This is a genomic window from Klebsiella sp. BIGb0138 (genome assembly GCF_004342285.1).
Lineage (GTDB): Bacteria > Pseudomonadota > Gammaproteobacteria > Enterobacterales > Enterobacteriaceae > Klebsiella.
In genome coordinates this window covers 1-20419 of sequence record NZ_SMCV01000002.1, presented here as the reverse complement: position 1 = coordinate 20419, position 20419 = coordinate 1, and the positions used below count along the sequence as shown (strand labels likewise).

General features: G+C 53.3%; 21 protein-coding genes and 1 pseudogene. 12 read left to right on the top strand and 10 right to left on the bottom strand.

The window, feature by feature from the left end:
* The first annotated feature begins 83 nt into the window (after positions 1 to 83).
* Positions 84 to 1154, top strand: a complete 1071-nt coding sequence (locus EDF73_RS04515; protein WP_165905645.1) for an AbrB family transcriptional regulator — start codon at positions 84 to 86, stop codon at positions 1152 to 1154.
* A gap of 60 nt (positions 1155 to 1214) precedes the next feature.
* Here EDF73_RS04515 and tpx read toward each other — a convergent pair whose 3' ends face one another.
* Positions 1215 to 1721, bottom strand: coding sequence for a thiol peroxidase (gene tpx, locus EDF73_RS04510; protein WP_132726357.1), 507 nt, complete (start codon positions 1719 to 1721; stop codon positions 1215 to 1217).
* Between the two features lie 103 nt (positions 1722 to 1824).
* On the opposite strand from tpx, the gene ycjG reads away from it, so the two are divergent.
* Entirely contained in the window at positions 1825 to 2790 is a 966-nt protein-coding gene (gene ycjG, locus EDF73_RS04505) for an L-Ala-D/L-Glu epimerase (RefSeq protein ID WP_132726354.1), read from the top strand.
* Here ycjG and mpaA read toward each other — a convergent pair.
* The gene (gene mpaA / locus EDF73_RS04500) at positions 2781 to 3494 is read right to left on the bottom strand and encodes a murein tripeptide amidase MpaA (RefSeq protein ID WP_132726351.1); all 714 of its coding nucleotides are present in this window, start codon (positions 3492 to 3494) and stop codon (positions 2781 to 2783) included. The two genes, ycjG and mpaA, sit on opposite strands and share 10 nt — an antisense overlap.
* Positions 3495 to 3590: 96 nt before the next feature.
* Here mpaA and EDF73_RS27400 point away from each other — a divergent pair, with 96 nt between their 5' ends.
* Positions 3591 to 3686, top strand: coding sequence for a hypothetical protein (locus EDF73_RS27400; protein ID WP_165905669.1), 96 nt, complete (start codon positions 3591 to 3593; stop codon positions 3684 to 3686).
* A complete protein-coding gene (locus EDF73_RS04495) occupies positions 3683 to 5302 on the top strand; it encodes an ABC transporter substrate-binding protein (RefSeq protein WP_132726348.1) in 1620 nt (539 codons plus the stop codon). Before EDF73_RS27400 ends, EDF73_RS04495 begins: the two co-directional genes overlap by 4 nt.
* A 497-nt stretch (positions 5303 to 5799) precedes the next feature.
* Here EDF73_RS04495 and EDF73_RS27395 read toward each other — a convergent pair whose 3' ends face one another.
* From EDF73_RS27395 to EDF73_RS04485, 3 genes are all read right to left on the bottom strand, one after another.
* Complete coding sequence (locus EDF73_RS27395; RefSeq protein WP_165905644.1) at positions 5800 to 5919, bottom strand: small membrane protein; 120 nt, start codon at positions 5917 to 5919, stop codon at positions 5800 to 5802.
* A gap of 377 nt (positions 5920 to 6296) precedes the next feature.
* A complete protein-coding gene (locus EDF73_RS04490) occupies positions 6297 to 6587 on the bottom strand; it encodes a Bor family protein (protein ID WP_132726345.1) in 291 nt (96 codons plus the stop codon).
* Positions 6588 to 6825: 238 nt separating this feature from the next.
* A complete protein-coding gene (locus EDF73_RS04485) occupies positions 6826 to 7020 on the bottom strand; it encodes a hypothetical protein (protein ID WP_132726343.1) in 195 nt (64 codons plus the stop codon).
* A gap of 403 nt (positions 7021 to 7423) precedes the next feature.
* On the opposite strand from EDF73_RS04485, the gene EDF73_RS04480 reads away from it, so the two are divergent.
* Both EDF73_RS04480 and EDF73_RS04475 read left to right on the top strand, forming a co-directional pair.
* Entirely contained in the window at positions 7424 to 7843 is a 420-nt protein-coding gene (locus EDF73_RS04480; protein WP_132726341.1) for a translesion error-prone DNA polymerase V autoproteolytic subunit, read from the top strand.
* Between the two features lie 2 nt (positions 7844 to 7845).
* Positions 7846 to 9111, top strand: a complete 1266-nt coding sequence (locus EDF73_RS04475; RefSeq protein WP_132726338.1) for a Y-family DNA polymerase — start codon at positions 7846 to 7848, stop codon at positions 9109 to 9111.
* 152 nt (positions 9112 to 9263) lie between these two features.
* On the opposite strand, the gene EDF73_RS04470 is transcribed toward EDF73_RS04475, so the two are convergent.
* Positions 9264 to 10295: a methionine synthase gene (locus EDF73_RS04470; protein ID WP_132726335.1), complete on the bottom strand. Its 1032-nt coding sequence runs from the start codon at positions 10293 to 10295 to the stop codon at positions 9264 to 9266.
* Positions 10296 to 10322: 27 nt separating this feature from the next.
* Positions 10323 to 11306, bottom strand: coding sequence for a DUF1852 domain-containing protein (locus EDF73_RS04465; RefSeq protein ID WP_132726333.1), 984 nt, complete (start codon positions 11304 to 11306; stop codon positions 10323 to 10325).
* Between the two features lie 714 nt (positions 11307 to 12020).
* On the opposite strand from EDF73_RS04465, the gene alaE reads away from it, so the two are divergent.
* On the top strand, positions 12021 to 12458 hold the full coding sequence (gene alaE / locus EDF73_RS04460; RefSeq protein WP_279387989.1) for an L-alanine exporter AlaE: 438 nt from the start codon (positions 12021 to 12023) through the stop codon (positions 12456 to 12458).
* Between the two features lie 166 nt (positions 12459 to 12624).
* Here the strand turns inward: alaE and EDF73_RS04455 are convergent, their stop codons facing one another.
* Positions 12625 to 13101 carry a GNAT family N-acetyltransferase gene (locus EDF73_RS04455; RefSeq protein ID WP_132726328.1) on the bottom strand — a complete coding sequence of 159 codons (477 nt, stop codon included), beginning with the start codon at positions 13099 to 13101 and terminating at the stop codon, positions 12625 to 12627.
* Positions 13102 to 13193: 92 nt separating this feature from the next.
* Here EDF73_RS04455 and EDF73_RS04450 point away from each other — a divergent pair, with 92 nt between their 5' ends.
* On the top strand, positions 13194 to 14126 hold the full coding sequence (locus EDF73_RS04450; RefSeq protein WP_132726325.1) for a LysR family transcriptional regulator: 933 nt from the start codon (positions 13194 to 13196) through the stop codon (positions 14124 to 14126).
* Positions 14127 to 14355: 229 nt separating this feature from the next.
* Positions 14356 to 14700: a DUF1294 domain-containing protein gene (locus EDF73_RS04445; protein ID WP_132726323.1), complete on the top strand. Its 345-nt coding sequence runs from the start codon at positions 14356 to 14358 to the stop codon at positions 14698 to 14700.
* Here EDF73_RS04445 and EDF73_RS04440 read toward each other — a convergent pair.
* On the bottom strand, positions 14670 to 15590 hold the full coding sequence (locus EDF73_RS04440; RefSeq protein ID WP_132726320.1) for a LysR family transcriptional regulator: 921 nt from the start codon (positions 15588 to 15590) through the stop codon (positions 14670 to 14672). The genes EDF73_RS04445 and EDF73_RS04440 overlap by 31 nt on opposite strands.
* A 97-nt stretch (positions 15591 to 15687) precedes the next feature.
* Here EDF73_RS04440 and EDF73_RS04435 point away from each other — a divergent pair.
* Positions 15688 to 16742 (top strand): annotated as a pseudogene (locus EDF73_RS04435) (SDR family oxidoreductase).
* A gap of 479 nt (positions 16743 to 17221) precedes the next feature.
* On the opposite strand, the gene EDF73_RS04430 reads toward EDF73_RS04435, so the two are convergent.
* A complete protein-coding gene (locus tag EDF73_RS04430) occupies positions 17222 to 17806 on the bottom strand; it encodes a dihydrofolate reductase family protein (protein ID WP_132726318.1) in 585 nt (194 codons plus the stop codon).
* Between the two features lie 646 nt (positions 17807 to 18452).
* Between EDF73_RS04430 and EDF73_RS04425 the strand changes: the two genes are divergently transcribed.
* Entirely contained in the window at positions 18453 to 18935 is a 483-nt protein-coding gene (locus tag EDF73_RS04425) for a glutathione peroxidase (protein ID WP_132728084.1), read from the top strand.
* 226 nt (positions 18936 to 19161) lie between these two features.
* Entirely contained in the window at positions 19162 to 20145 is a 984-nt protein-coding gene (locus EDF73_RS04420; RefSeq protein ID WP_132726315.1) for an alpha/beta fold hydrolase, read from the top strand.
* Positions 20146 to 20419: the final 274 nt, after the last annotated feature.

Genomic DNA, 20419 nt, shown 5'->3' with positions numbered 1-20419 from the left:
GTCTGCTTTGTGCAAAAGGGGGTTCTGCCTGGCGCGCAATTCTGTATATACTCCGTTTTTATTCATTTTTTCCAGGAATACGGATGTCAACTTCGCCTGGTCATCTGCTTCAGTGGATGAAACTGCTGGCACTCTCTGCCGGGCTCTCGTTTGTGTTGTTCTGGTTTCATCTGCCCGCGGCGCTGCTGCTGGGGCCGATGATCGCCGGGATAACCTTGAGCCTGCGCGGGGCGAATATTCGCGTCTCCCGTCCTTTTTTTATTGCCGCGCAGGCGATTATTGGCTGCATGATTGCCCGCACGCTGACCCCCTCTATCTTTGGCGTCCTTCTCGGCCACTGGCCGCTGGTCCTGTTGATTCTCGTCTCCACGCTTGTCGTTAGCGCGCTGGCGGGGTGGCTGCTGGTGCGTTACAGCGCGCTACCCGGGGCGACCGGCGCATGGGGAAGCTCGCCGGGCGGCGCGTCGGCAATGGTGGTAATGGCCCAGGATTACGGCGCCGATGTGCGGCTGGTCGCCCTGATGCAGTATCTGCGGGTGCTGTTTGTCGCCGGGGCGGCGGCGCTGGTGGTGCGTTTTGCTTTAGGCGGCGATGCCCAGGCGCTGACCCAGCAGATCGTCTGGTTTCCGCCGATCACGTGGCAGCTGCCGTGGACGCTGCTGCTGACGGGGGCGGCCGGCTGGCTGGGGCTGAGAATGCGTTTCCCTTCCGGGGCGATGCTATTCCCGATGCTGGCGGGCGCGGTGGTGCAGGGGGAAGGCTGGCTGATGCTGGAACTGCCGGAATGGCTGCTGGCGCTGGCTTATGCCGCCATTGGCTGGAGCGTTGGGCTAAAGTTTAATAAAGAGATCTTCTTGCTGGCCCTGAAGACGCTGCCGCAGATTATCGCCTCCATTATCGGTCTGATCCTGCTCTGCGCGCTGATGGCCCTGGGGCTGACGCGGGTGCTGCCGCTCGATTTTATGACCGCCTATCTGGCCACCAGCCCCGGCGGGCTGGATACGGTGGCGATTATTGCCGCCGGCACCCGGGCTGACATATCGTTTATCATGGCGATGCAGACCTTGCGGCTGTTCACTATTCTGCTGACCGGCCCGGCGATTGCGCGATTTATTTCCCGCTATGCGCCGCGGAAAGAAAAAAGCCTCCGCTAAACGGAGGCTTAGCATAGCCGGGTAAGGGAGGCCGCTCCTGACCCGGCGAGTAGGGCGCGATTAGCCTTTCAGCGAGGCCAGCGCCGCGTCGTAGTCCGGCTCTTCGGTGATTTCGTTGACCAGCTGGCTGTAAACAACCTGGTCATTTTCATCAATAACCACCACCGCACGCGCGGCCAGACCGGCCAGCGGGCCAGCGGAGATCGCGACGCCGTAATCTGCCAGGAACTGCGGCGCGCGCAGGTTGGACAGGGTGACGACATTGTTCAGGCCTTCCGCGCCGCAGAAGCGCGACTGGGCGAACGGCAGGTCGGCAGAGATGCACAGCACAACGGTGTTATCCAGCTCGGATGCCAGTTGGTTGAATTTACGTACCGATGCCGCGCAAACGCCGGTATCGATGCTCGGGAAAATGTTCAGTACTTTACGTTTGCCGGCGAACTGGCTCAGCGCGACGTCAGAGAGATCTTTGGCGACCAGCGTAAACGGCTGCGCTGTCGCGCCTGCCTGCGGAATGGTGCCCTGAACAGAAACGGGGTTGCCCTGGAAATGCACGGTTTGTGACATGTTTATCTTCCTGTTTACATATAGTTAACGTCACGGGTAGTGTATGACATCCGTTATCGGCACGGCAAATCCTATTTAATGTTTCCCCTGGAGGAACCTGGGAATGCGAAACCTGCGAGTCTATGAAGAAGCCTGGCCGCTGCATACGCCTTTTGTGATTGCCCGCGGCAGCCGCAGCGAGGCGAAGGTGGTGGTGGTGGAAGTGGAAGAGAACGGGGTGAAGGGCGTGGGGGAGTGTACGCCGTATCCGCGCTATGGTGAGAGCATTGCCTCGGTGATGGCCCAGATCCTTACCATCGGCGAGCAGCTGGAAAACGGCGCGACCCGCGAACAGCTTCAGCATCTGCTGCCGGCCGGGGCGGCGCGCAACGCCGTGGATTGCGCATTATGGGATTTGCAGGCCCGCAGCGTGGGTAAAACCCTTCCACAACTGCTTGGCGTGGCGCTTCCCAACCGGGTGGTGACGGCGCAGACGGTGGTGATTGGCACAGCCGAACAGATGGCGGCCAGCGCCGCGGCGCTATGGCAAAAGGGCGCCAGGCTGCTGAAGGTGAAGCTGGATGACCATCTGATCAGCGAGCGGCTGATCGCCATTCGTAATACGGTGCCGGAGGCGACGCTGATTGTCGATGCCAATGAATCCTGGCACAGCGATGGCCTGGCGGCACGCTGCCAGCTGCTGGCGGATATTGGCGTGGCGATGCTGGAACAGCCGCTCCCGGCGGATGCCGACGATGCGCTGACGAACTTTATCCACCCGCTGCCGATCTGCGCCGATGAGAGCTGCCACACCCGTGCCAGTCTGCCGAAGCTGCGCGGGCGCTATGAGATGGTGAATATCAAGCTTGATAAAACCGGCGGCCTGACCGAGGCGCTGTTTCTGGCGCAGGAGGCGGAACAGCTGGGGTTTGAACGCATGCTTGGCTGCATGCTTTGCACCTCGCGGGCCATTTCCGCGGCGCTCCCGCTGGCGCCGCTGGCCCGCTTTGCCGATCTGGATGGCCCGACCTGGCTGGCGGTGGATGTTGAACCGGCGCTGCATTTCAGCACCGGGGTACTTCACCTTTGAGTATGCCAGTGCAGCAGGTCAGTCATCGCCGACAGGTGCTTTTCCGTGGCCTCGTCGGCTGAGATGGGCGGAAACTCGGCGGTAATGCAGGGCAGGCCGATATCGGCGCACCAGCTGCCAAAAGATCCGGGAGTTTCGTAACCGACGCTGCTCACCAGCGGTAGCGCAAAGGCGTCGGCCAGCCACTGACCCAGCTCGCTGTGACCGGGATCTTCAATGCAGGCCAGGGGATCGTGAAACGACACCACCCACGCCGGGTGGATCTGATGGATCAACTGGCACAGGGCCTGCGTCTCCGGTTCTGAGGCGGGTTTTTCGCCGGTCAGCAGGACCACGTCGCGCTGTTCCGCCGCGCTATTCCAGCGATAGACCGTTTCCCCTTCCTTCCAGTTAGCCGCCGGAAAATTGCGGTTAAGATCGACGCCGCGGGCGTTGGCGCGTAGCCCCAGCTGGCAGCCGTCAGGGTTCACCGCCAGGACGACGTGATGGCGACGCAATTCCGGTTTTAGCGTGCGTAGCGCACAGGAAAGCGTCACGATCGAGGAGTTTTCATCGCCATGGGTACCGGCAAGAATCAGGCCGCTGCGGCTGTCCGCCAGCGGTGCCGGGAACCACAGTAGTGGCGCGCCAAGGTGTGACTGACCATAGCGTTGGGTGCCGGGCGGGAAGGCACCGCGCAGAGGGCGGGGACGAGAAACGGGCATAGGGCATCCTGTTAGCAGGTTATTTTCTGCAGTGTTGTGTAAAAGCGCCCCGGAATCAAATAGTTTCCTGAGGCGGTTAAATCAGAATACAGGTCAATTTTCTATCACAAGCCGTTTGCAATTTCAGGTGATGAAACAAATAATTATCGCTCTGTCAGCTCTGGTTTTTTTATTTTAAAGGGGATCTCATGAAGTATCCTGTCACATTGACATGCGGCGCGCTGTGGTTAGCCAGCGTTTCTTCTCTGGCCTGGGCGGCGGATGTTCCCCCGGGAACCGTATTAGCCGAAAAGCAGCTGCTGGTACGGCATATTAAAGATGAACCCGCATCATTGGATCCCGCTAAAGCCGTTGGTCTGCCGGAAATTCAGGTGATTCGCGATCTTTTCGAAGGGTTAGTCAATCAGGACGCCAAAGGCAATATTATCCCCGGCGTGGCGACCCGCTGGCAGAGCAACGATAACCGCGTCTGGAGCTTTACCCTGCGTGATAACGCGCGCTGGTCGGACGGTTCGCCGGTGACGGCGCAGGACTTCGTCTACAGCTGGCAGCGGCTGGTCGACCCGAAAACGACCTCGCCATTTGCCTGGTTCGCCGCGCTGGCGGGGATAACCAATGCGCAGAATATTATCGATGGTAAAGCGGCGCCGGATACGCTGGGAGTGACCGCCGTGGATGCCCGCACCCTGCGCGTACAGCTGGACAAGCCGCTGCCGTGGTTCAGCAAGCTGACGGCCAGCTTCGCGTTTTATCCGGTACAGAAAGCCAACGTCGAGAGCGGCGCCAACTGGACGCGTCCGGGTAGCCTGGTTGGCAACGGGGCCTATGTCTTAAAAGACCGCGTGGTAAACGAAAAACTGGTGGTCGTTCCGAACGGCCACTACTGGGATAACGCGAAGACGGTTATCCAGCAGGTGACTTTCGTGCCGATCAATCAGGAGTCATCGGCGACGAAACGCTACCTGGCCGGCGATATTGATATCACCGAATCTTTCCCGAAAAATCTGTACCAGAAGTTGCTGAAAGATATCCCCGGGCAGGTGTATACCCCGCCGCAGCTGGGTACCTACTACTACGCGTTTAACACCCGGAAAGGGCCTACCGCCGATGAACGCGTACGTCTGGCGTTAAGCATGACCATCGATCGCCGTTTGATGGCGGAGAAGGTGCTGGGGACCGGAGAAAAACCGGCATGGCACTTTACGCCGGACGTCACGGCAGGCTTTACGCCGGAGCCATCGCAGATGGAAAGTATGAGCCAGGCCGAGCTGAATGCCCAGGCGAAGGCGTTATTGCAGGCGGCAGGTTACGGCCCTGGACGCCCGTTACAGCTGAAGCTGCTGTATAACACCTCGGAAAACCATCAGAAAATTGCCATCGCGGTGGCGTCGATGTGGAAGAAGAACCTCGGCGTCGACGTCAAGCTGCAGAATCAGGAGTGGAAAACCTATATCGATAGCCGCAATACCGGTAATTTCGATGTCATTCGCGCGTCGTGGGTTGGGGATTATAATGAGCCTTCCACCTTCCTGTCGCTGCTGACCTCCAGCCATAGCGGTAACATCTCCCGCTTTAACGATCCGGCCTATGACAAGATCCTGAGCCAGGCAGCACAGGAAACCTCGGATAAAGCGCGCAACGATGATTACAATGCGGCGGAAAAAATCATCATGGGTAAAGCGCCCATCGCCCCGATTTACCAGTACACCAACGGGCGGTTGATTAAGCTGTGGCTGAAAGGGTATCCGATTACCAACCCGGAGGACGTGGCCTATAGCCGCACGATGTATATTGTGAAGCATCAGTAGACATCTGCGGTTATTTCCTGAATCCCATCATGGCGCGGTTTACCGCGCCATTCTTTTTTTGCGGCCTTAGCCATTCACAACCTGCAACGCTATTGTGCATAAAAAAGAGGCGAGTGGTGCATGAAGTCACTGAGCGAGGTAATACGCAATCGTCAGCCCTGGAATATATACCGTTGATGAGCAGAAAAATAAATGGCTTATCTATACCCTAAATAATTCGAGTGGCAGGAAGGCGGCCCGTAAGGGCGAGTCTCATGGATGAGCCGGGTAACAAAGCCAACGCGCATGCAACCTGAAGTATGACGGGGATGGGTAATATTCATTATTGGCTTTACTTATGCTTAATATCGCTATTGCGCCATGACCTGACATATCCGATAGAGAAAATGGTGATGTGATGTCTGCGGCGATAACTATCGTTAATGTCAGGTCACAGGAGTTAAGCGGCATGAACCCAGAGAAGATGCCGGCAGTCGTCTCAGCCGTTTTTGTCGCGCTTAGCGTCGTTTTTTAAACGTAAACTGCTGTTTTTTTCTGTCCCTGATGTAGGAAACGAGAGAAAAAACAGCAACCAGAAGTAATACTATTGCCAATACTAAAAAGAGTAAGTTTGCCATGTGGTTTATTCCCGGGGAAGTTTATGGACATTATTGCTTTTATGAAATGGAATCTACTCCTGGATTAAGAAAAATCCTAATGAAATATTTTGAGAGCTCAGAAGAAAAGTATTTTTAATACTTCTGACGTCTATTTTGTGGAGTTTAATGCTAATGCCCCCGAAGTGGTATAGCATGTTATGGCAATAGGGAATGGATTTTTTACTTAAAAACACCGAACCTACTATTATTTAGCAGAAGTTTAGCAGAATGTAAAAAGGTTGTTGCTGGCAGGGACTATCTGACTAAAAAGTAAATGGAAACCGACAGGAAGTCGGCGATGGAAAGCTTAAGATGAAGAGAGACAGCAGACACCAAAGGATGCCTGCTGCAGGGGCTTATTTAGCGCAATACACACGCGCATCGCGCGGAGTATAAATTCCTAAGGTCACAAAACCGAGCAGCCCATCGACAAACGTCTGCTGGACTTCGGTACGTACCACTTTATCCGCACCACCGCAGACCTGAGCGGCGTCGATTTGTTTTGACTGGCCGATCCCGCTGACGAAGAAGTGGTGGGTTGTGACCTGCTGAGGCGCAACGGCAATACCTTGATTCACGGAGAAGGTTTGTTGCGCACAGCCAGAAATTGCCGTTGCTGCCAGAATCACCATCATTAACTTTTTCATTTTATCTCTATCCTTGTTGAATTAACCCTGATTCAGGGTAGGTGAATTCTATACATTAAACGGTCCGCTTCACAACCGACCTGTTTTGTGGGGGGAGTCCGCTAACTCGTTCCTGTTGGAGCCGACGTTAGCGGTTTGAGTATGCAGATATGCCGATGCTGTAGGGGGGCGAAGATCATCGGACAGGGGGGACCAGCAGGCTGCTCCGTCGCTGCGCGCTATTTTGCCTGACCGGCGTTCAATCAACGTTGTTGAAGTAGTCCCGTGCAACCGTTTCGACGCGCTTTGCATCGAGACCCGTTTTTTCGCTAATCAATGCAATGAACGGTTTGAATTTTTCGGTCATCACGTTGCCGCCATCCCAATGGGCGACGTAGAAACGACACTGGTAGCGATAAAAATGGAGGGTGGTCTCTCCTAACGTGTAGTACATAAGCATCTCCAGTTCAGTCTGTCGGGTATATCGCCACTATGCCGGGATGACGATGACCCATAACGGTCGGCTTTACAGAGACTATCCTCCTCCCAATCAGCGAAAATTTCCACAGATGCGTCTTACTCTTTGCCATTTTTCTGCTCACTTCTTCTGCCTGCGGTTTTGTCCGTGGAGAGGTTCGCTGGCTGAACGGTATGTTATGTCGCCCGCTCCGACGACGGTATTCTTTGCTCCTGCGCCCGGTTTGTCTTGCGGCCTGGTCCTGCAATTAGTCTAAAAGAGTCGTTATCAAATCAGCGGCATACGTAACCGATACGCCGTTATCACGCAAGCAGCTCTTGATTTCCATCGCCGATCGATAATACTGTATATGTATACAGTATTACTGATGGTGATTATCATGTCGTTTTTCACACCTACCGAGCTACGTCAGATCGTGGCATTGCCCTTGTTCAGCGATCTTGTTTCATGCGGCTTTCCGAGCCCGGCACAGGATTATGTTGAGCGACGCATTGACCTGAATGAACTGATGATTCAGCACCCGAGTGCGACCTATTTTGTGAAATCCAGCGGTGATTCAATGATTGACGCCGGAATTGGCGAAGGGGATTTACTGGTGGTGGATAGCTCCCGTCAGGCTGAGCATGGCAATATCGTTATTGCTGCGGTCGATGGCGAATTCACCGTTAAGCGCCTGCTGCTGCATCCCGTTGCGATGCTTAAGCCTGAAAACAGCGCCTATGCGCCGATCGTGATTGGCCGCGAAGACCGTCTGGACATTTTCGGGGTGGTGACCTACATCGTGAAGTCTGCGAGCTGATCATGTTTGCGCTGTGCGATGTGAATTCGTTCTATGCCTCTTGTGAAACCGTATTTCGCCCGGATCTGAAGGGGAGGCCGGTGGTCGTTTTGTCAAATAACGACGGTTGCGTTATTGCGCGTTCTGCTGAAGCGCAATCTCTGGTGAAAACCGGCGAACCGTACTTCAAACTGAAGGATCTCTTCAGGCGTCACGGGGTGGTTTGTTTCAGTAGCAACTATGAACTCTACGCGGATATGTCCAGTCGGGTGATGGCCACTATCGAGGAGATGTCTCCCCGCTGCGAAATATACTCCATTGATGAGATTTTTTGTGACCTCACCGGCGTGCGTAACTGTCGCGATCTGGCGGAGTTTGGGCGTGAAATCAGAGCCACGGTTCTGCAGCGCACGCATCTGACGGTTGGGGTGGGTATCGCCCAGACCAAAACCCTGGCCAAACTGGCGAACCATGCGGCAAAAAAATGGCAACGGCAGACCGGTGGGGTGGTGGATCTGTCAAATATCGAGCGTCAGAGGAAGCTGATGGCGGCATTATACGTTGATGACGTCTGGGGCGTCGGTCGGCGTATCGCGAAAAAACTGGAAGGCCTGGGTATCAAGACCGTATTGCAGCTGGCGGACAGCGATATTCGGTTTATCAGAAAACATTTCAACGTTGTGCTGGAGAGAACCGTGCGGGAGCTACGCGGCGAGTCATGCCTTGAACTGGAAGAGTTTCCCCCGATAAAACAGGAGATTATCTGTTCCCGTTCCTTCAGCCAATACATTAGGGAATACGAGGAGATGCGGCAGGCTATTTGCAGCTACGCCACCCGGGCGGCGGAGAAACTGCGTAGCGAGCATCAATATTGCCGCTTTATTTCGGCGTTTGTTAAAACCTCGCCATTTGCGCAAAACGATCCGTATTACAGCAACAGCGCATCTTTTAAACTGCTGACGCCGACACAGGACAGCCGGGATATTATCGGTGCGGCGACGCGCTGCCTGGATGCCATCTGGAAAGATGGCCATCGCTATCAGAAAGGTGGAGTCATGCTGGGTGACTTTTACAGCCAGGGCGTAGCGCAGCTTAATCTGTTCGACGAAAATGCGCCGCGGCACAACAGCCAGAAGCTGATGGAGGTGTTGGATCGTCTGAACGCGAAAGAGGGCCGCGAAACGCTTTACTTCGCCGGGCAGGGTATTCAGCCGCAATGGCAGATGAAACGGGAAATGCTCTCGCCGAGATACACCACGCGATATGCCGAGCTGCTTACGGTTAAGTGATAACCCGCAGCTCATGACTCATCGCTCTTCATCAGCGATTGCCGCTCATCGCGGCAATCGCGCAGCCCGGTTGGGGCTGGATAATTGGCGATCGAGCGGCTCGCCTGACCCGGACTGAATTTCTTTTAAACGTGAGCGAATAGTCAGCGCCGTTATTTCGTTGCAAGCTCCTGGCGGATGATTTCTGCACCAGCGCTTAAAGCATGCAGCTTGCCTGTAGCGACCTGACGGGACAGGGGGGCCATACCACAGTTGGTTGAGGGATAAAGCTTGTCAGCGTCGACAAACTGCAGTGCTTTTCGCAACGTACTGGCGACTTCTTCCGCTGTCTCTATGGTATTGGTTGCCACGTCAATGGCCCCTACCATCACTTTTTTACCGCGAATCAGTTCAAGCAGATCCATCGGAACATGCGAGTTATGGCATTCCAGGGAGATGATATCGATATTAGACGTCTGCAGTTTGGGAAACGCCTCTTCATATTGTCGCCACTCTGACCCGAGGGTCTTTTTCCAGTCGGTATTGGCTTTGATGCCATAGCCATAGCAGATATGGACAGCTGTTTCACATTTCAGCCCTTCAATGGCTCTTTCTAACGCGGCGATCCCCCAGTCATTCACCTCATCAAAGAAAACGTTAAATGCGGGTTCATCAAACTGGATAATATCGACACCGGCAGCCTCTAATTCTTTGGCTTCCTGATTGAGAATTTTGGCGAATTCCCAGGCGAGTTTTTCGCGGCTTTTATAGTGGCTATCATAAAGCGTATCGATCATCGTCATCGGCCCTGGCAGGGCCCATTTAATCGGCTGGCTGGTGAGCTGCCGTAAAAACCGGGCATCTTCCACAAAAACGGGCTTTTGACGAGCGACAGCACCCACGACTGTCGGGACGCTCGCATCATAGCGATTACGAATTTTAACGATCTGACGTTTCTCAAAATCAACGCCGCTGAGATGCTCAATAAACGTCGTGACAAAGTGCTGACGCGTTTGCTCGCCATCACTGACAATATCAATACCTGCCCGCAATTGATCTTCGAGGGACAAACGCAGAGCGTCTTGTTTTCCCTCAATTAATTCCTCATTTTGCAATTTCCAGGGCGACCACAGCGTCTCTGGTTGCGCAAGCCAGGAAGGTTTGGGTAAACTGCCAGCCGTTGAGGTGGGGAGCAATGTTTTCATAATAAATGACCTTGTATTTTGGGTTAATCACAGAGCGTAGCTAGCAGACCATTGCTCAAGAATAGTTTTATAGGGTTTGATGAAATGTTCTTCAGTAAATCTTCCCTGCTCAATCGCCAACTGGCTACGTTCTTCGCGGTCATAAACAATTTTTGTCAATGAGTGATCCTGGTTATTCAGATCTGGTTGATAGTATTGGCCTGCAGCCGAGTTAGCATTGTAAATTTCAGGGCGGTAAATCTTCTGGAAAGTCTCCATCGTGCTGATGGTAGCGATCAGTTCAAGATCGGTGTAATCACTCAGTAAATCACCAGAAAAATAAAATGCCAAAGGCGCAACGCTATTTTTCGGCATGAAATAGCGAACCTGCAAGCCCATTTTATTGAAGTATTTTTCAGTCACAGAAGAACCATTCTGCTGGTATTCGATGCCCAGTACTGGATGCTCATTCCCGGTTCGCTGATAGATGTTTTTGCTGGAAACGCTCAGGCATATGACCGGCGGTTTTTTAAAACTCTCGCGGTATTCATGTGAGTTGACGAAATGTTTGAATATATTGCCATGTAAATCGCCAAAGTTATCCGGAACGCTAAATTCGGATTTGTTCTTATTGAGCTCTAACAGCAATACGCTGAAGTCATAATCTCGCACGTAAGAAGAGAAATTGTTCCCCACAATGCCGGCAATGCGTGCGTTCGTTTTCTTATCAACGATGGTAGTTTTTAAGATTTCAATCGCCGGGAAGGTGGCGTCGTTGTCTTCAAGGCCAATATTCATCTCAACAGAAATGATTTCAAGTTCGACAGAATAACGATCGCCTGTAGGGTTGTCCCAATGCGCCAGAGTATTGAAACGATTGTCAATCATCACTAACGTGTTGCGCAGGTTCTCCTGACGGTTCTTTCCGCGGGCGAGGTTGGCAAAGTTGGTGGTAATACGCGTATTTTCTGAAGGGTTATAATTTTCGTCGAAATCACTGCGCGTAATAGTAAATGTAAAGTTTCTATTCATTGCGATGTTGTATCCTAAGTTCTGCCAGGAAAACTGAATTTATTTCTTGATTTGCCAGATTTTCTCTTCCGGCTTTCTCATTCAGTTATCTTCATATTGTCTGTAGTTGATAATGCATATTTTATGCCTGAGTCATTAGATGAGTGGAAGTGACTTAATTTCATTACAACATGAGTCATCTTCATGATCCGGGATGCGACCCGGTGTGGCGCTGTTGGCTAACGCCCGGCGGGTAAGATTCACCGTGGGGATCCATGGGCAGGAGCGGCTAATTGAGCAGGCGTCCGGTCACCGGAAGGGGCATTCTTGCCTGGAAGAGAGCGACTTGAGTTTTACTCATATTGCTTAGATTCACAGCGTATTTTTATGCCGCCCGATGTCCTGGCGCGAACCTGCTATGCGCTGGTGGCATTTTCAGCCGAACGGGATATCCGGGAAAGCGTGGGGGAACCTCCGATTTTGACTAATCTCTGACACGCTGCGGTAGGCCAAAGAGTGCCGCGGACATCCCCGGACCTGCGTGGCTATTTTTTCTTTTTAAACGAGCTCATTATAAGGATATAAAGCGCCGTTAGCATCATGGTAAGCGCCATCGGTATGGGCATCCTGAAGGATACCTGTATGCTATAGTTTTATGTCTCTCTTTAGGTGAGGGCGCGTTTATCACCACACAACGACAGGAAATGTAATTTGCCTCAACGTCAGGAGCAGACCATGCGCAGGAGGGCATTTTTGGCCGACACCGTTGCGCTGATCCTCTTTTTCACGACAACGGGTATCATTAATGAACGCCTGATAGCGGCTATGACGTGGGAGCAGGTTTTTCATGCCCGCCTGTTGGGAGCGGCCCTGATGATTCCGGTAGCCAGGCCATACGGCATATGGCGGGATTGGATAATGAAGCGTGCCGGCCAGGGGCGAATGTCTCAGTTGCTATGGGACAGTGTAGCCCTTGTCAGTTTCCAGGTGCCTGTCTATGCCGCGATCATTGCTTTCAGCGGCGCTTCGGGGAGCGGCCTGCTCCGAGGCACTCTCGGTGCCGCCTTGATGATGCTCTTTCTCGGACGCCCTTATGGTGCGTTTCTTAACCGGGTTCGTAAATTGTTTGGCTTACCTCCGGGTGGCAGTAAACCTATGTCGTTGAACAGCTGAAGGGCGCCTGGTGCCGGAAGGGGTCATTGGCGCTTTAAACTAACCAGAATATACGTCGCCCGATTATTGCATGCAGTAATCACTGAGACTGCATTTTTAATGGCAGTGAGGAATTGCAGAAAAGGAAACCCCCCGCTTCAGCGGGGGGCGCAATATCAAGAGGCTTTTATTCGGCAAATTTCAGCAGCGCTTCGCCATCCAGACGATAGCGTACCCATTCAGACTGTGGCAGTGCGCCAATGCTCAGGTAAAAATCAATGGCGGGCTGGTTCCAGTCCAGCACACTCCATTCAAGACGGCCGCACTGCCGTTTTACTGCGCATTGCGCGATATTTTTCAGCAACGCTCTTCCCGCGCCTTTGCCGCGATAATCGGGGGAAATGTATAAATCTTCCATATAAATACCGTTACGCCCCAGCCAGGTGGAGTAGCTGGTGAAGAAAACGGCATACCCTACGGTCTGGCCTGCCATCTCACAGATCAACGCTTCGGTTTTACTGCCGGCGCCAAAGAGCGTTTCGCGGATCTCATCCGGCGTGGTGACCACTTCTTCCGGCGCTTTTTCATACACCGCCAGCTCATAGATCATATCGTAAATTGCCGTTGCATCTTCCGGGCGGGCCTGGCGAATTGTGATACTCATTGGTTTTCCTGTTATTTCTGCATGGTGTCGACATTGATGGGGCTAAGCATAAGGGTTATTGTCAGGAGAATTAAGTGCAATGAAATCACCAAATGATGAATATTATGCATCCGGCGCTGAGGCGCCTTGATTTAAACCTGCTGCCTGCTTTTGACGCGATTTATCGTCACCGTTCCGTTCGTCTGGCGGCGGATGAACTGGCGATGAGCACATCGGCGCTGAGCCATGCGCTGTCCCGGCTGCGTATCACTCTCAATGACCCGTTATTTTTCCGGGAAGGCCACCGGATGTCCCCGAGCGTGTATGCCGCACAGCTCGCGCCTTCTATTGCTTCGGCGCTGAAATTGCTCAATCAGGAGCTGGCACCGCAGCCGGAGTTTGCAGCCGCCGGTAGTACGGAGCGTGTACAGATTGCCATTACGGATTTCACCGCGTTTTGTATTTTCCCTGCGCTGATGCACAAACTGCAGCACGAAGCGCCCGGCTTGCGCTTTGAGTTACGCTATTTGCCGCACAGCCCGGCGCTGACGGAACTGCTGGCGGGCGAAGTGGATCTGGCGCTGGGATTCAGCACGTTGGATGATATCCGGCATCCGGAACTGGATGAGATCGGCTGGTTTGAAGATGAGTATGTCGCCATCAGCAATACCCGCCGAACGCAGCTGACGCTGGAGGATTATCTTGCCGCGCGGCACCTCGTGGTGACGCCCTGGAATGAGAAGCAGGGAGTGCTGGATTTACAGCTTGAACAGATGGGGTATACACGGCAGATAGCGATCAAAACGCCGTCAATGCTCAGCGCGCCGTTTATTGTTGCGGAAAGCGACCTGCTGATGGCGATTCCTCGTTTTGCCGCTGAGAAGCTGATTGTGGCAACGAAGATCAAGATTTTTTCATTGCCGTTCGCGATCCCTCCGTTTGAAGTGAAGATCTATTCACATCAACGGAGCGGCCAGCGAGGCGCGACGAACTGGCTGAAGGCGAAACTGCGTACGCTGGCGACAGAGGTCAGGTCAGGGCGGTGAATGCGGAAATGCTAAAGCGGGCAGGGGGTTAACTCACCGCTCTTCTCCGTAGACGCAGACACCGTAATGTTCGAGTCAGTATCCCCAGCTAAGCCTATTATCCGGGGGCAGTAGCAGGTCATAATCATGCCCGTCTTTTCTGTGGCGCCCGTACAGCGGTTTCTTCTGGCTGCCTGTATTGCGTATAATTCGGCTTCTACGTTTTCTGATAACGGCTGTGGCTAATGGTATGAATCTCAATCGCTGTTGTTATTTGCTTCTGGCCTGCGCGGCGATCGGGAGTATTTTGACGTCTCATCCCGTGGCTATGTGGCTCCTGCTCGCCAACGTACTGACGCTGGCGATTTACGGGGTGGATAAAATGGCGGCGCGTAAGGCCTGGCGCAGAGTGCCAGAATCCACCTTGCTGCTGTTTGGGGTGGTCGGTGGGTGGGCCGGCGCGATTGCGGGTCAACAGCTCTTTCGCCATAAAACGCAAAAGCAGCCATTTAAAACATACTTTATTGTCAGTGTGTTATTGAATATCGCGGCGATGGTGGCGGTTTACCAGCTTGCTCCTTTTTCCGCATCCTGAACACAGATATTCCCTGTGATTTCAGGCAGCAGTTGCTCGATCACGCTGACGATGCTCCTGACCCTCTGGGGGATAAAGCGGGCATCGGGATAGACGGCATAGAGGAAGCGGTCAGGTAAGCGGTAGGCGGGTAATACCGGAACCAACCTACCGGCCTGCAAAGCTTTGACCGCGAGCGGTAGCTGCATGCCACCGATACCGATGCCTGCCTCTAGCGCCTGTAACAGCGCTTCACTGGTGTTGGCCCGGAAAACGGTCTTCACTTTCACGTCGAGAGTGTCATTAGCAGAGACTAACCGTAGCGGCGCTTCCAGCGCGATGCCGCTGAAACGCACGTGCGGATGCGCAGCCAGCTCGCTCACGGAATGAACCGGCGTAAAACCGGGGGCGGCAAAGAGCCTCGTTTCAATACGCGCCAGCACGCGCGCCGCATGGGTTGGCGGAGGCTCATTGCCCAGCCGCAGCGCGACATCGACCCCTTCAGGGACAAGCTCGGCGATACGGTCATCAAGTGAAAGCATCAGGTGCAATCCTGGATTCATTTTCTGCAGTTCGAGCAGATGTGGCAAAAAGCGCTGGCCCAGACCGCTCGGCAGCTGCACATGGACCCTGCCCTGAAATTGGCGCTCGGCAGGGTTCAGGCGCCTTTCTGCTTCCCGCATGGCTTCCAGCAAAAGCTGCATATCGCGCCGGTAGCTTTCTCCCTGCTCAGTCAGCGCCATCACCCGCGTTGTACGGTGCAGCAATACCACCCCGAGTTCCTCCTCAAGGGCGGCTATCTGCTGACTGACGGCCGATTGCTTCATACCGCTCTGGCGGGCGGCCGCAGAAAAGGAGCCGGCTTCTGCGACGCGTAAAAAGGTGGCAATGGCATTGAGCTTATTATTCATTTAATGATTCTGCTTATAAGTGCCATCAGTTTCATGGGATATGTGTGAAAAAAATAATATATCACACTGTGTCTGTCACCTTATCTGGAGAAATACCATGAACAAGACGCAGCAACAGAGAGTCGCGCTGGTCGCCGGCGCCAGCGGTATTGTCGGCAGGCAGCTGGTTAACACGCTGCTGGACAATGAGTGGGAGGTGATCGGCCTGAGTCGCCATGCACTATTCCACCCGGCAAACATTCCGATAGTCAACGTCGATTTACTGGATGAGCGGCAGAGCGCGCAGATATTGCAACCCCTTAACGGCATCAGCCATATTTTTTACAGCGCCTGGGTGAACGCCGCGAACTGGACAGACATGGTTGAGCCGAACGTCACCATGCTGCGTAACCTGGTCAGTAACGTTGAGCAAACCGCGCCGCTACAGACGGTAAGCCTGATGCAGGGATACAAAGTCTATGGCGCGCATCTTGGTCCGTTCAAAACCCCGGCGCGTGAAAGCGATCCCGGCGTACCCGGCGCAGAATTTAACGCCGCACAGCTCACCTGGCTCAGCCATTTTCAGCGTGGGAAAGGTGGCGCTGGAATGCCATCAGGCCGGGCGTGGTGGGCAGCGCTGTGCCTGGCAACGCCATGAATCTCGCCCTCAGCATCGCCCTGTATGCCTCGCTGTGTAAGGCTCAGGATTTACCTCTGCGCTTTCCCGGTTCGGAACACACCTGGCACAGCATCGTTGATCATACTGATGCCGGATTGCTGGCGGAGGCGACGCTGTGGGCAGCGACCTCGCCGATGGCAGAGAATCAGGCTTTCAACGTGAATAATGGGGACGTCTGGCGCTGGAGCGAGCTGTGGCCGCGTATCGCGCGCTGGTTTGCGTTGGAATCCGCACCGCCGGTCAGGCTGTCATTTCACCAGTTGTTTAAGGACTATCGTGAGGTATGGCGCGAACTTGCCGGGCAGCGGCTGGTGGAAGCGGATATTTTACAGCTGAACGACGGGCAGTTTGCCGATTTCGTGTTTGGCTGGAATTACGACATGTTTGGCGATGGCAGCAAGCTGCGCCGGGCGGGCTTCACGCGTATGCAGGCAACCGACGAGATGTTTTTCAGCCTGTTCATGCAGCTGAGAGCCGCGCGCATTATCCCCTGACAACGCATTGAGCCGTGGATTGCCGATGACGTGGATCCCCGGCTCCTGGCTCCGGCAGGGATGCGTAGCGCGGAGAAGAGCATGTCAGGGGAGAGTGCATGATTTGCTTTGACCCAGAGACGGAGCAGAAAACATATCGGTATGTGTATAGTTTGTGTCAGGAGCGGGCGTAACAAGGTGCTGTATTGATGTTCTCTATGCACAGAGCCATTATCACAAGGAGTGGCTAAACGGCCCCCTTATATACAGCGTATCGAAGTGGGGAAGGGGCTTCACGCTGAATGCCCGCTTCTCGCTCATGGCGGACCTTAGGCTCAGGTTACATGTCCGTTTCGTGCCAGAAGCGGACATTGCTGACCCTTAGATGCTCCTGTCAATTAGGTTAGATCACATACCGCAAAACATCGATTGGCCACTCATTCGCAGAAATGCAGCCGTTCGGAGGTTTTTTCCTCTTGCAGAACTATCAGAACCTTGCATTATTGATTTCGTTTCACCTCGTATCGCAGGCACACTACGCCCGACGGGAAAACTTTACTATTCACCAGCATGAGTGAGGTTCTGTCTTTTATGTTTTTGAACAAGGGAATGCCTTGCCCCAGCAGAATCGGATTGACGAATAGCCAATACTCATCGATAAGGTTTTCCGCCATTAGCGCGTGAGTAGCTGAGGGACTGCCAAACATTAAGATTTCGCTGCCCGCGTTATGCTTGAGCTTGCTGATTTCGTCGCTTAAATTGTTACTGATAATTTGCGTATTAGGGTGATTTTTTTCCAACAGGGTTTTCGACAACACCACTTTATGGGCAGATTTATACCAACGCGAATGCGCATGGTCATGCGGGCTGGCGTCAGGCTTATCGGCAGCAGTTGGCCAGTACGACTCCATCATCTGGTAGGTGGTACGCCCATATAAGGCGGTGTCGGTCTGCTGAATCCGCTGCTCCACGTATTCAAACAAGTCGGGGCTTATGTTTATCCAGGCCAGACCTGCCGGGCCCTCGGCGGTAGAAGCGACAAAACCATCCAGCGACACATGGACAAAGGAAACTATTTTTCTCATGATTTTCTCTTTGATTAAGTTTTGATTGCATAAGCTGCGAGGCGCGCCAGGGTTTGGTTCCCGTCTTCAGTCTCACCAATTTTCACCAGCGCCATCTTGCGTGCTCCCGCATCCGGAAAAAACAGATGTATCGTCACTTTGGTTTGTCCATCCACCGCTGACCACGCCGGAGGTGGTGACGAAGGTGTTCCTGAGCACGCTCAAGTTGTATCGGGTCAAGATGAACAAAAGAACGAAGCAGTGAGAAAAACTGGTTGCTCCCCATGGTAAGCCCCTAATCCCGAAACATCTGGAACTAAGTAACCAGTACGGTTCTGGAACAACGCCCATTGGATAATTGACCCTGATTTGTGTGATAAGTGCCAACTTCTGCTTTTCGCTCATGGCAGTCCGATGATGACATGATGTTTGGTTTCGTGCCAAAATGAACCCAACTAATAGTATGGTGTGTTAATCAACGAAGAGCAGGCCAAAAAGTCGCCTGTTTGTTGTTCTTTTCGTCCGACTTTGCAAAGATGTATCGCACACGATTCCAGACCTGCCACGTCATCAGGGCCAGGATCTACTCCCCATGATCGGTGCCCTGGCAGCAATGCGCTATGTGGCAATGTCGACGTCGAACTGGTTCTGCTTTGAGGATTCCGATATGACCACCTTTCATCAACTGACAGCCACCAGTCTGGGCGGCCAGGTTATTTCTATGGCTGACTACGCTGGTAAGGTGACTCTGGTAGTTAATACCGCTAGCCATTGTGGATTCACACCACAATATGGCGGCCTTGAAGCGCTCTACAAGAAATACGCCGCCCAGGGTTTAGTGGTGCTTGGTTTTCCCTGTAACCAGTTCGGTAAACAAGAACCTGGCGGTGCCGACGAAATCGCGCAGACATGTCACATTAACTACGGTGTGAGCTTTCCGATGTTCGAGAAAGTAGAGGTCAACGGTACCGCCGCGCACCCGGTGTTTCGTTATCTAAAAAACGCATTGCCCGGCGTGCTGGGGGGGCGGATCAAGTGGAACTTCACTAAATTTCTGATTGGACGCGACGGTAAACCGCTCAAGCGTTTTGCACCGTTCACCACCCCGGAGAAAATGGAAGCCACAATCCTTGCTGCACTTGAAATCTAAGTGTTTCGTCATCCGAACCAGTCACTTTTTCAGCGCTTGCGAAAAACTTATTATCCGCGGGATAACTTCTGCACCTCGCTCATAGCTGGCCCTCAGCGCCACACACCTGTCCGCTCCGTGGCATTAGCGGACGTTGCTAATGCCACTGATGTATTAATCAATGGAGAGCAGGTCATATTTATAATATAAATTGACGGACACGCTGTGTTTTACAGGAACATCACCGATGAATATTACCGCCTCCATTGCCATTTTGAGCGCTTGCCCATTTGTGAGTCTGGCGGCAGTGCCGGTGACCTTTTCCGAAACTGTCCTGGATGCCGCTGGGCCAAAAGGTCCTTTGAAAGGTATGTTACTCACCCCAAATCCAAAACCAACCGCCGTTGTTCTTATCGTTCCTGGCTCAGGGCCGACCGATCGGGATGGAAACAACCCGCTTGGTGTGAATGCATCGCCTTACCGACTTCTTGCTGAAGGCCTGGCTGCAAAAGGCTTTGCAACGCTTCGTATCGACAAACGTGGAATGTTCGCTAGCGCAATGGCCGTAGAGGATGCCAATGCGGTGACGATTGCTGACTATGTTGACGACGTTCGATCCTGGGTAAAAGTGCTTAGGCGTCAGATGCACACCCCTTGTATTTGGGTTTTAGGGCACAGCGAAGGAGGCGTAGTCGCACTTGCCTCGGCTCAAGAAGAGGATGTGTGCGGCGTGGTTCTTATCGCAACGCCCGGGAGGCCGATGGGCGAGGTGTTGAGGGGGCAACTTAACGCTAATTCGGAAAACGAAATGTTATTAAAGCAAGCACTGCCGATAATTGATGCTCTGGAGCATCGGAGGCGGGTCGATATTACAAATATGCATCCAGCACTGCAAAATCTCTTTAATCCTGCGGTTCAGGGATTTTTGATCAATGCGTTTTCATATAATCCAGGTCAGCTCATTTCGACCATTTCCAAACCCGTGTTAGTGCTACAAGGGCAACGCGATCTCCAGGTGGAAGAAACGGATGCAAGACTGCTTAAGGCAGCGAATCCCCAAGCGTCCCTGGTTATACTGCCCAATATGAACCATGTTATGAAAGAGGTGATTTCGGACGATCGCAAGGTGAATATTGCTTCATACGCTGAACCAGCGAGACCCTTAGCACCCGGTTTAATCGACTCGATTGAGCATTTCCTGATCCACAACCCAAATTCTCCCGAAAAATAACAGCTGCTCTGGTCCCGATACCGTGCCTAAAAAACGATTTACTTTTAAATAGTTCAGCATGCTTTAAAGCATTCGTCTGCTCCTTGCTCACTGCGGACCTTCAGCTCTGTTACCTTGCCCGCTTCGTGCCAGAAGCGGACATTGCGCACATTGTGGCGTGGTCAATGTGAGTCACCTGATGGATTTGACCCTATATATCCAGACGTTTTTGCTCTCTTACGGTTGCGATAACTTCCTGCGTATATATTCCCGTGGTGAGCGATATCCCAGTGCA

Excerpts from the sequence above, each read along its gene's own strand:
- EDF73_RS04515 (WP_165905645.1), top strand. The coding sequence starts at position 84 with ATGTCAACTTCGCCTGGTCATCTGCTTCAGTGGATGAAACTGCTGGCA.
- tpx (WP_132726357.1), bottom strand. The coding sequence starts at position 1,721 with ATGTCACAAACCGTGCATTTCCAGGGCAACCCCGTTTCTGTTCAGGGC.
- ycjG (WP_132726354.1), top strand. The coding sequence starts at position 1,825 with ATGCGAAACCTGCGAGTCTATGAAGAAGCCTGGCCGCTGCATACGCCT.
- mpaA (WP_132726351.1), bottom strand. The coding sequence starts at position 3,494 with ATGCCCGTTTCTCGTCCCCGCCCTCTGCGCGGTGCCTTCCCGCCCGGC.
- EDF73_RS04495 (WP_132726348.1), top strand. The coding sequence starts at position 3,683 with ATGAAGTATCCTGTCACATTGACATGCGGCGCGCTGTGGTTAGCCAGC.
- EDF73_RS27395 (WP_165905644.1), bottom strand. The coding sequence starts at position 5,919 with ATGGCAAACTTACTCTTTTTAGTATTGGCAATAGTATTACTTCTGGTT.
- EDF73_RS04490 (WP_132726345.1), bottom strand. The coding sequence starts at position 6,587 with ATGAAAAAGTTAATGATGGTGATTCTGGCAGCAACGGCAATTTCTGGC.
- EDF73_RS04485 (WP_132726343.1), bottom strand. The coding sequence starts at position 7,020 with ATGTACTACACGTTAGGAGAGACCACCCTCCATTTTTATCGCTACCAG.
- EDF73_RS04480 (WP_132726341.1), top strand. The coding sequence starts at position 7,424 with ATGTCGTTTTTCACACCTACCGAGCTACGTCAGATCGTGGCATTGCCC.
- EDF73_RS04475 (WP_132726338.1), top strand. The coding sequence starts at position 7,846 with ATGTTTGCGCTGTGCGATGTGAATTCGTTCTATGCCTCTTGTGAAACC.
- EDF73_RS04470 (WP_132726335.1), bottom strand. The coding sequence starts at position 10,295 with ATGAAAACATTGCTCCCCACCTCAACGGCTGGCAGTTTACCCAAACCT.
- EDF73_RS04465 (WP_132726333.1), bottom strand. The coding sequence starts at position 11,306 with ATGAATAGAAACTTTACATTTACTATTACGCGCAGTGATTTCGACGAA.
- alaE (WP_279387989.1), top strand. The coding sequence starts at position 12,021 with ATGCGCAGGAGGGCATTTTTGGCCGACACCGTTGCGCTGATCCTCTTT.
- EDF73_RS04455 (WP_132726328.1), bottom strand. The coding sequence starts at position 13,101 with ATGAGTATCACAATTCGCCAGGCCCGCCCGGAAGATGCAACGGCAATT.
- EDF73_RS04450 (WP_132726325.1), top strand. The coding sequence starts at position 13,194 with ATGATGAATATTATGCATCCGGCGCTGAGGCGCCTTGATTTAAACCTG.
- EDF73_RS04445 (WP_132726323.1), top strand. The coding sequence starts at position 14,356 with ATGAATCTCAATCGCTGTTGTTATTTGCTTCTGGCCTGCGCGGCGATC.
- EDF73_RS04440 (WP_132726320.1), bottom strand. The coding sequence starts at position 15,590 with ATGAATAATAAGCTCAATGCCATTGCCACCTTTTTACGCGTCGCAGAA.
- EDF73_RS04430 (WP_132726318.1), bottom strand. The coding sequence starts at position 17,806 with ATGAGAAAAATAGTTTCCTTTGTCCATGTGTCGCTGGATGGTTTTGTC.
- EDF73_RS04425 (WP_132728084.1), top strand. The coding sequence starts at position 18,453 with ATGACCACCTTTCATCAACTGACAGCCACCAGTCTGGGCGGCCAGGTT.
- EDF73_RS04420 (WP_132726315.1), top strand. The coding sequence starts at position 19,162 with ATGAATATTACCGCCTCCATTGCCATTTTGAGCGCTTGCCCATTTGTG.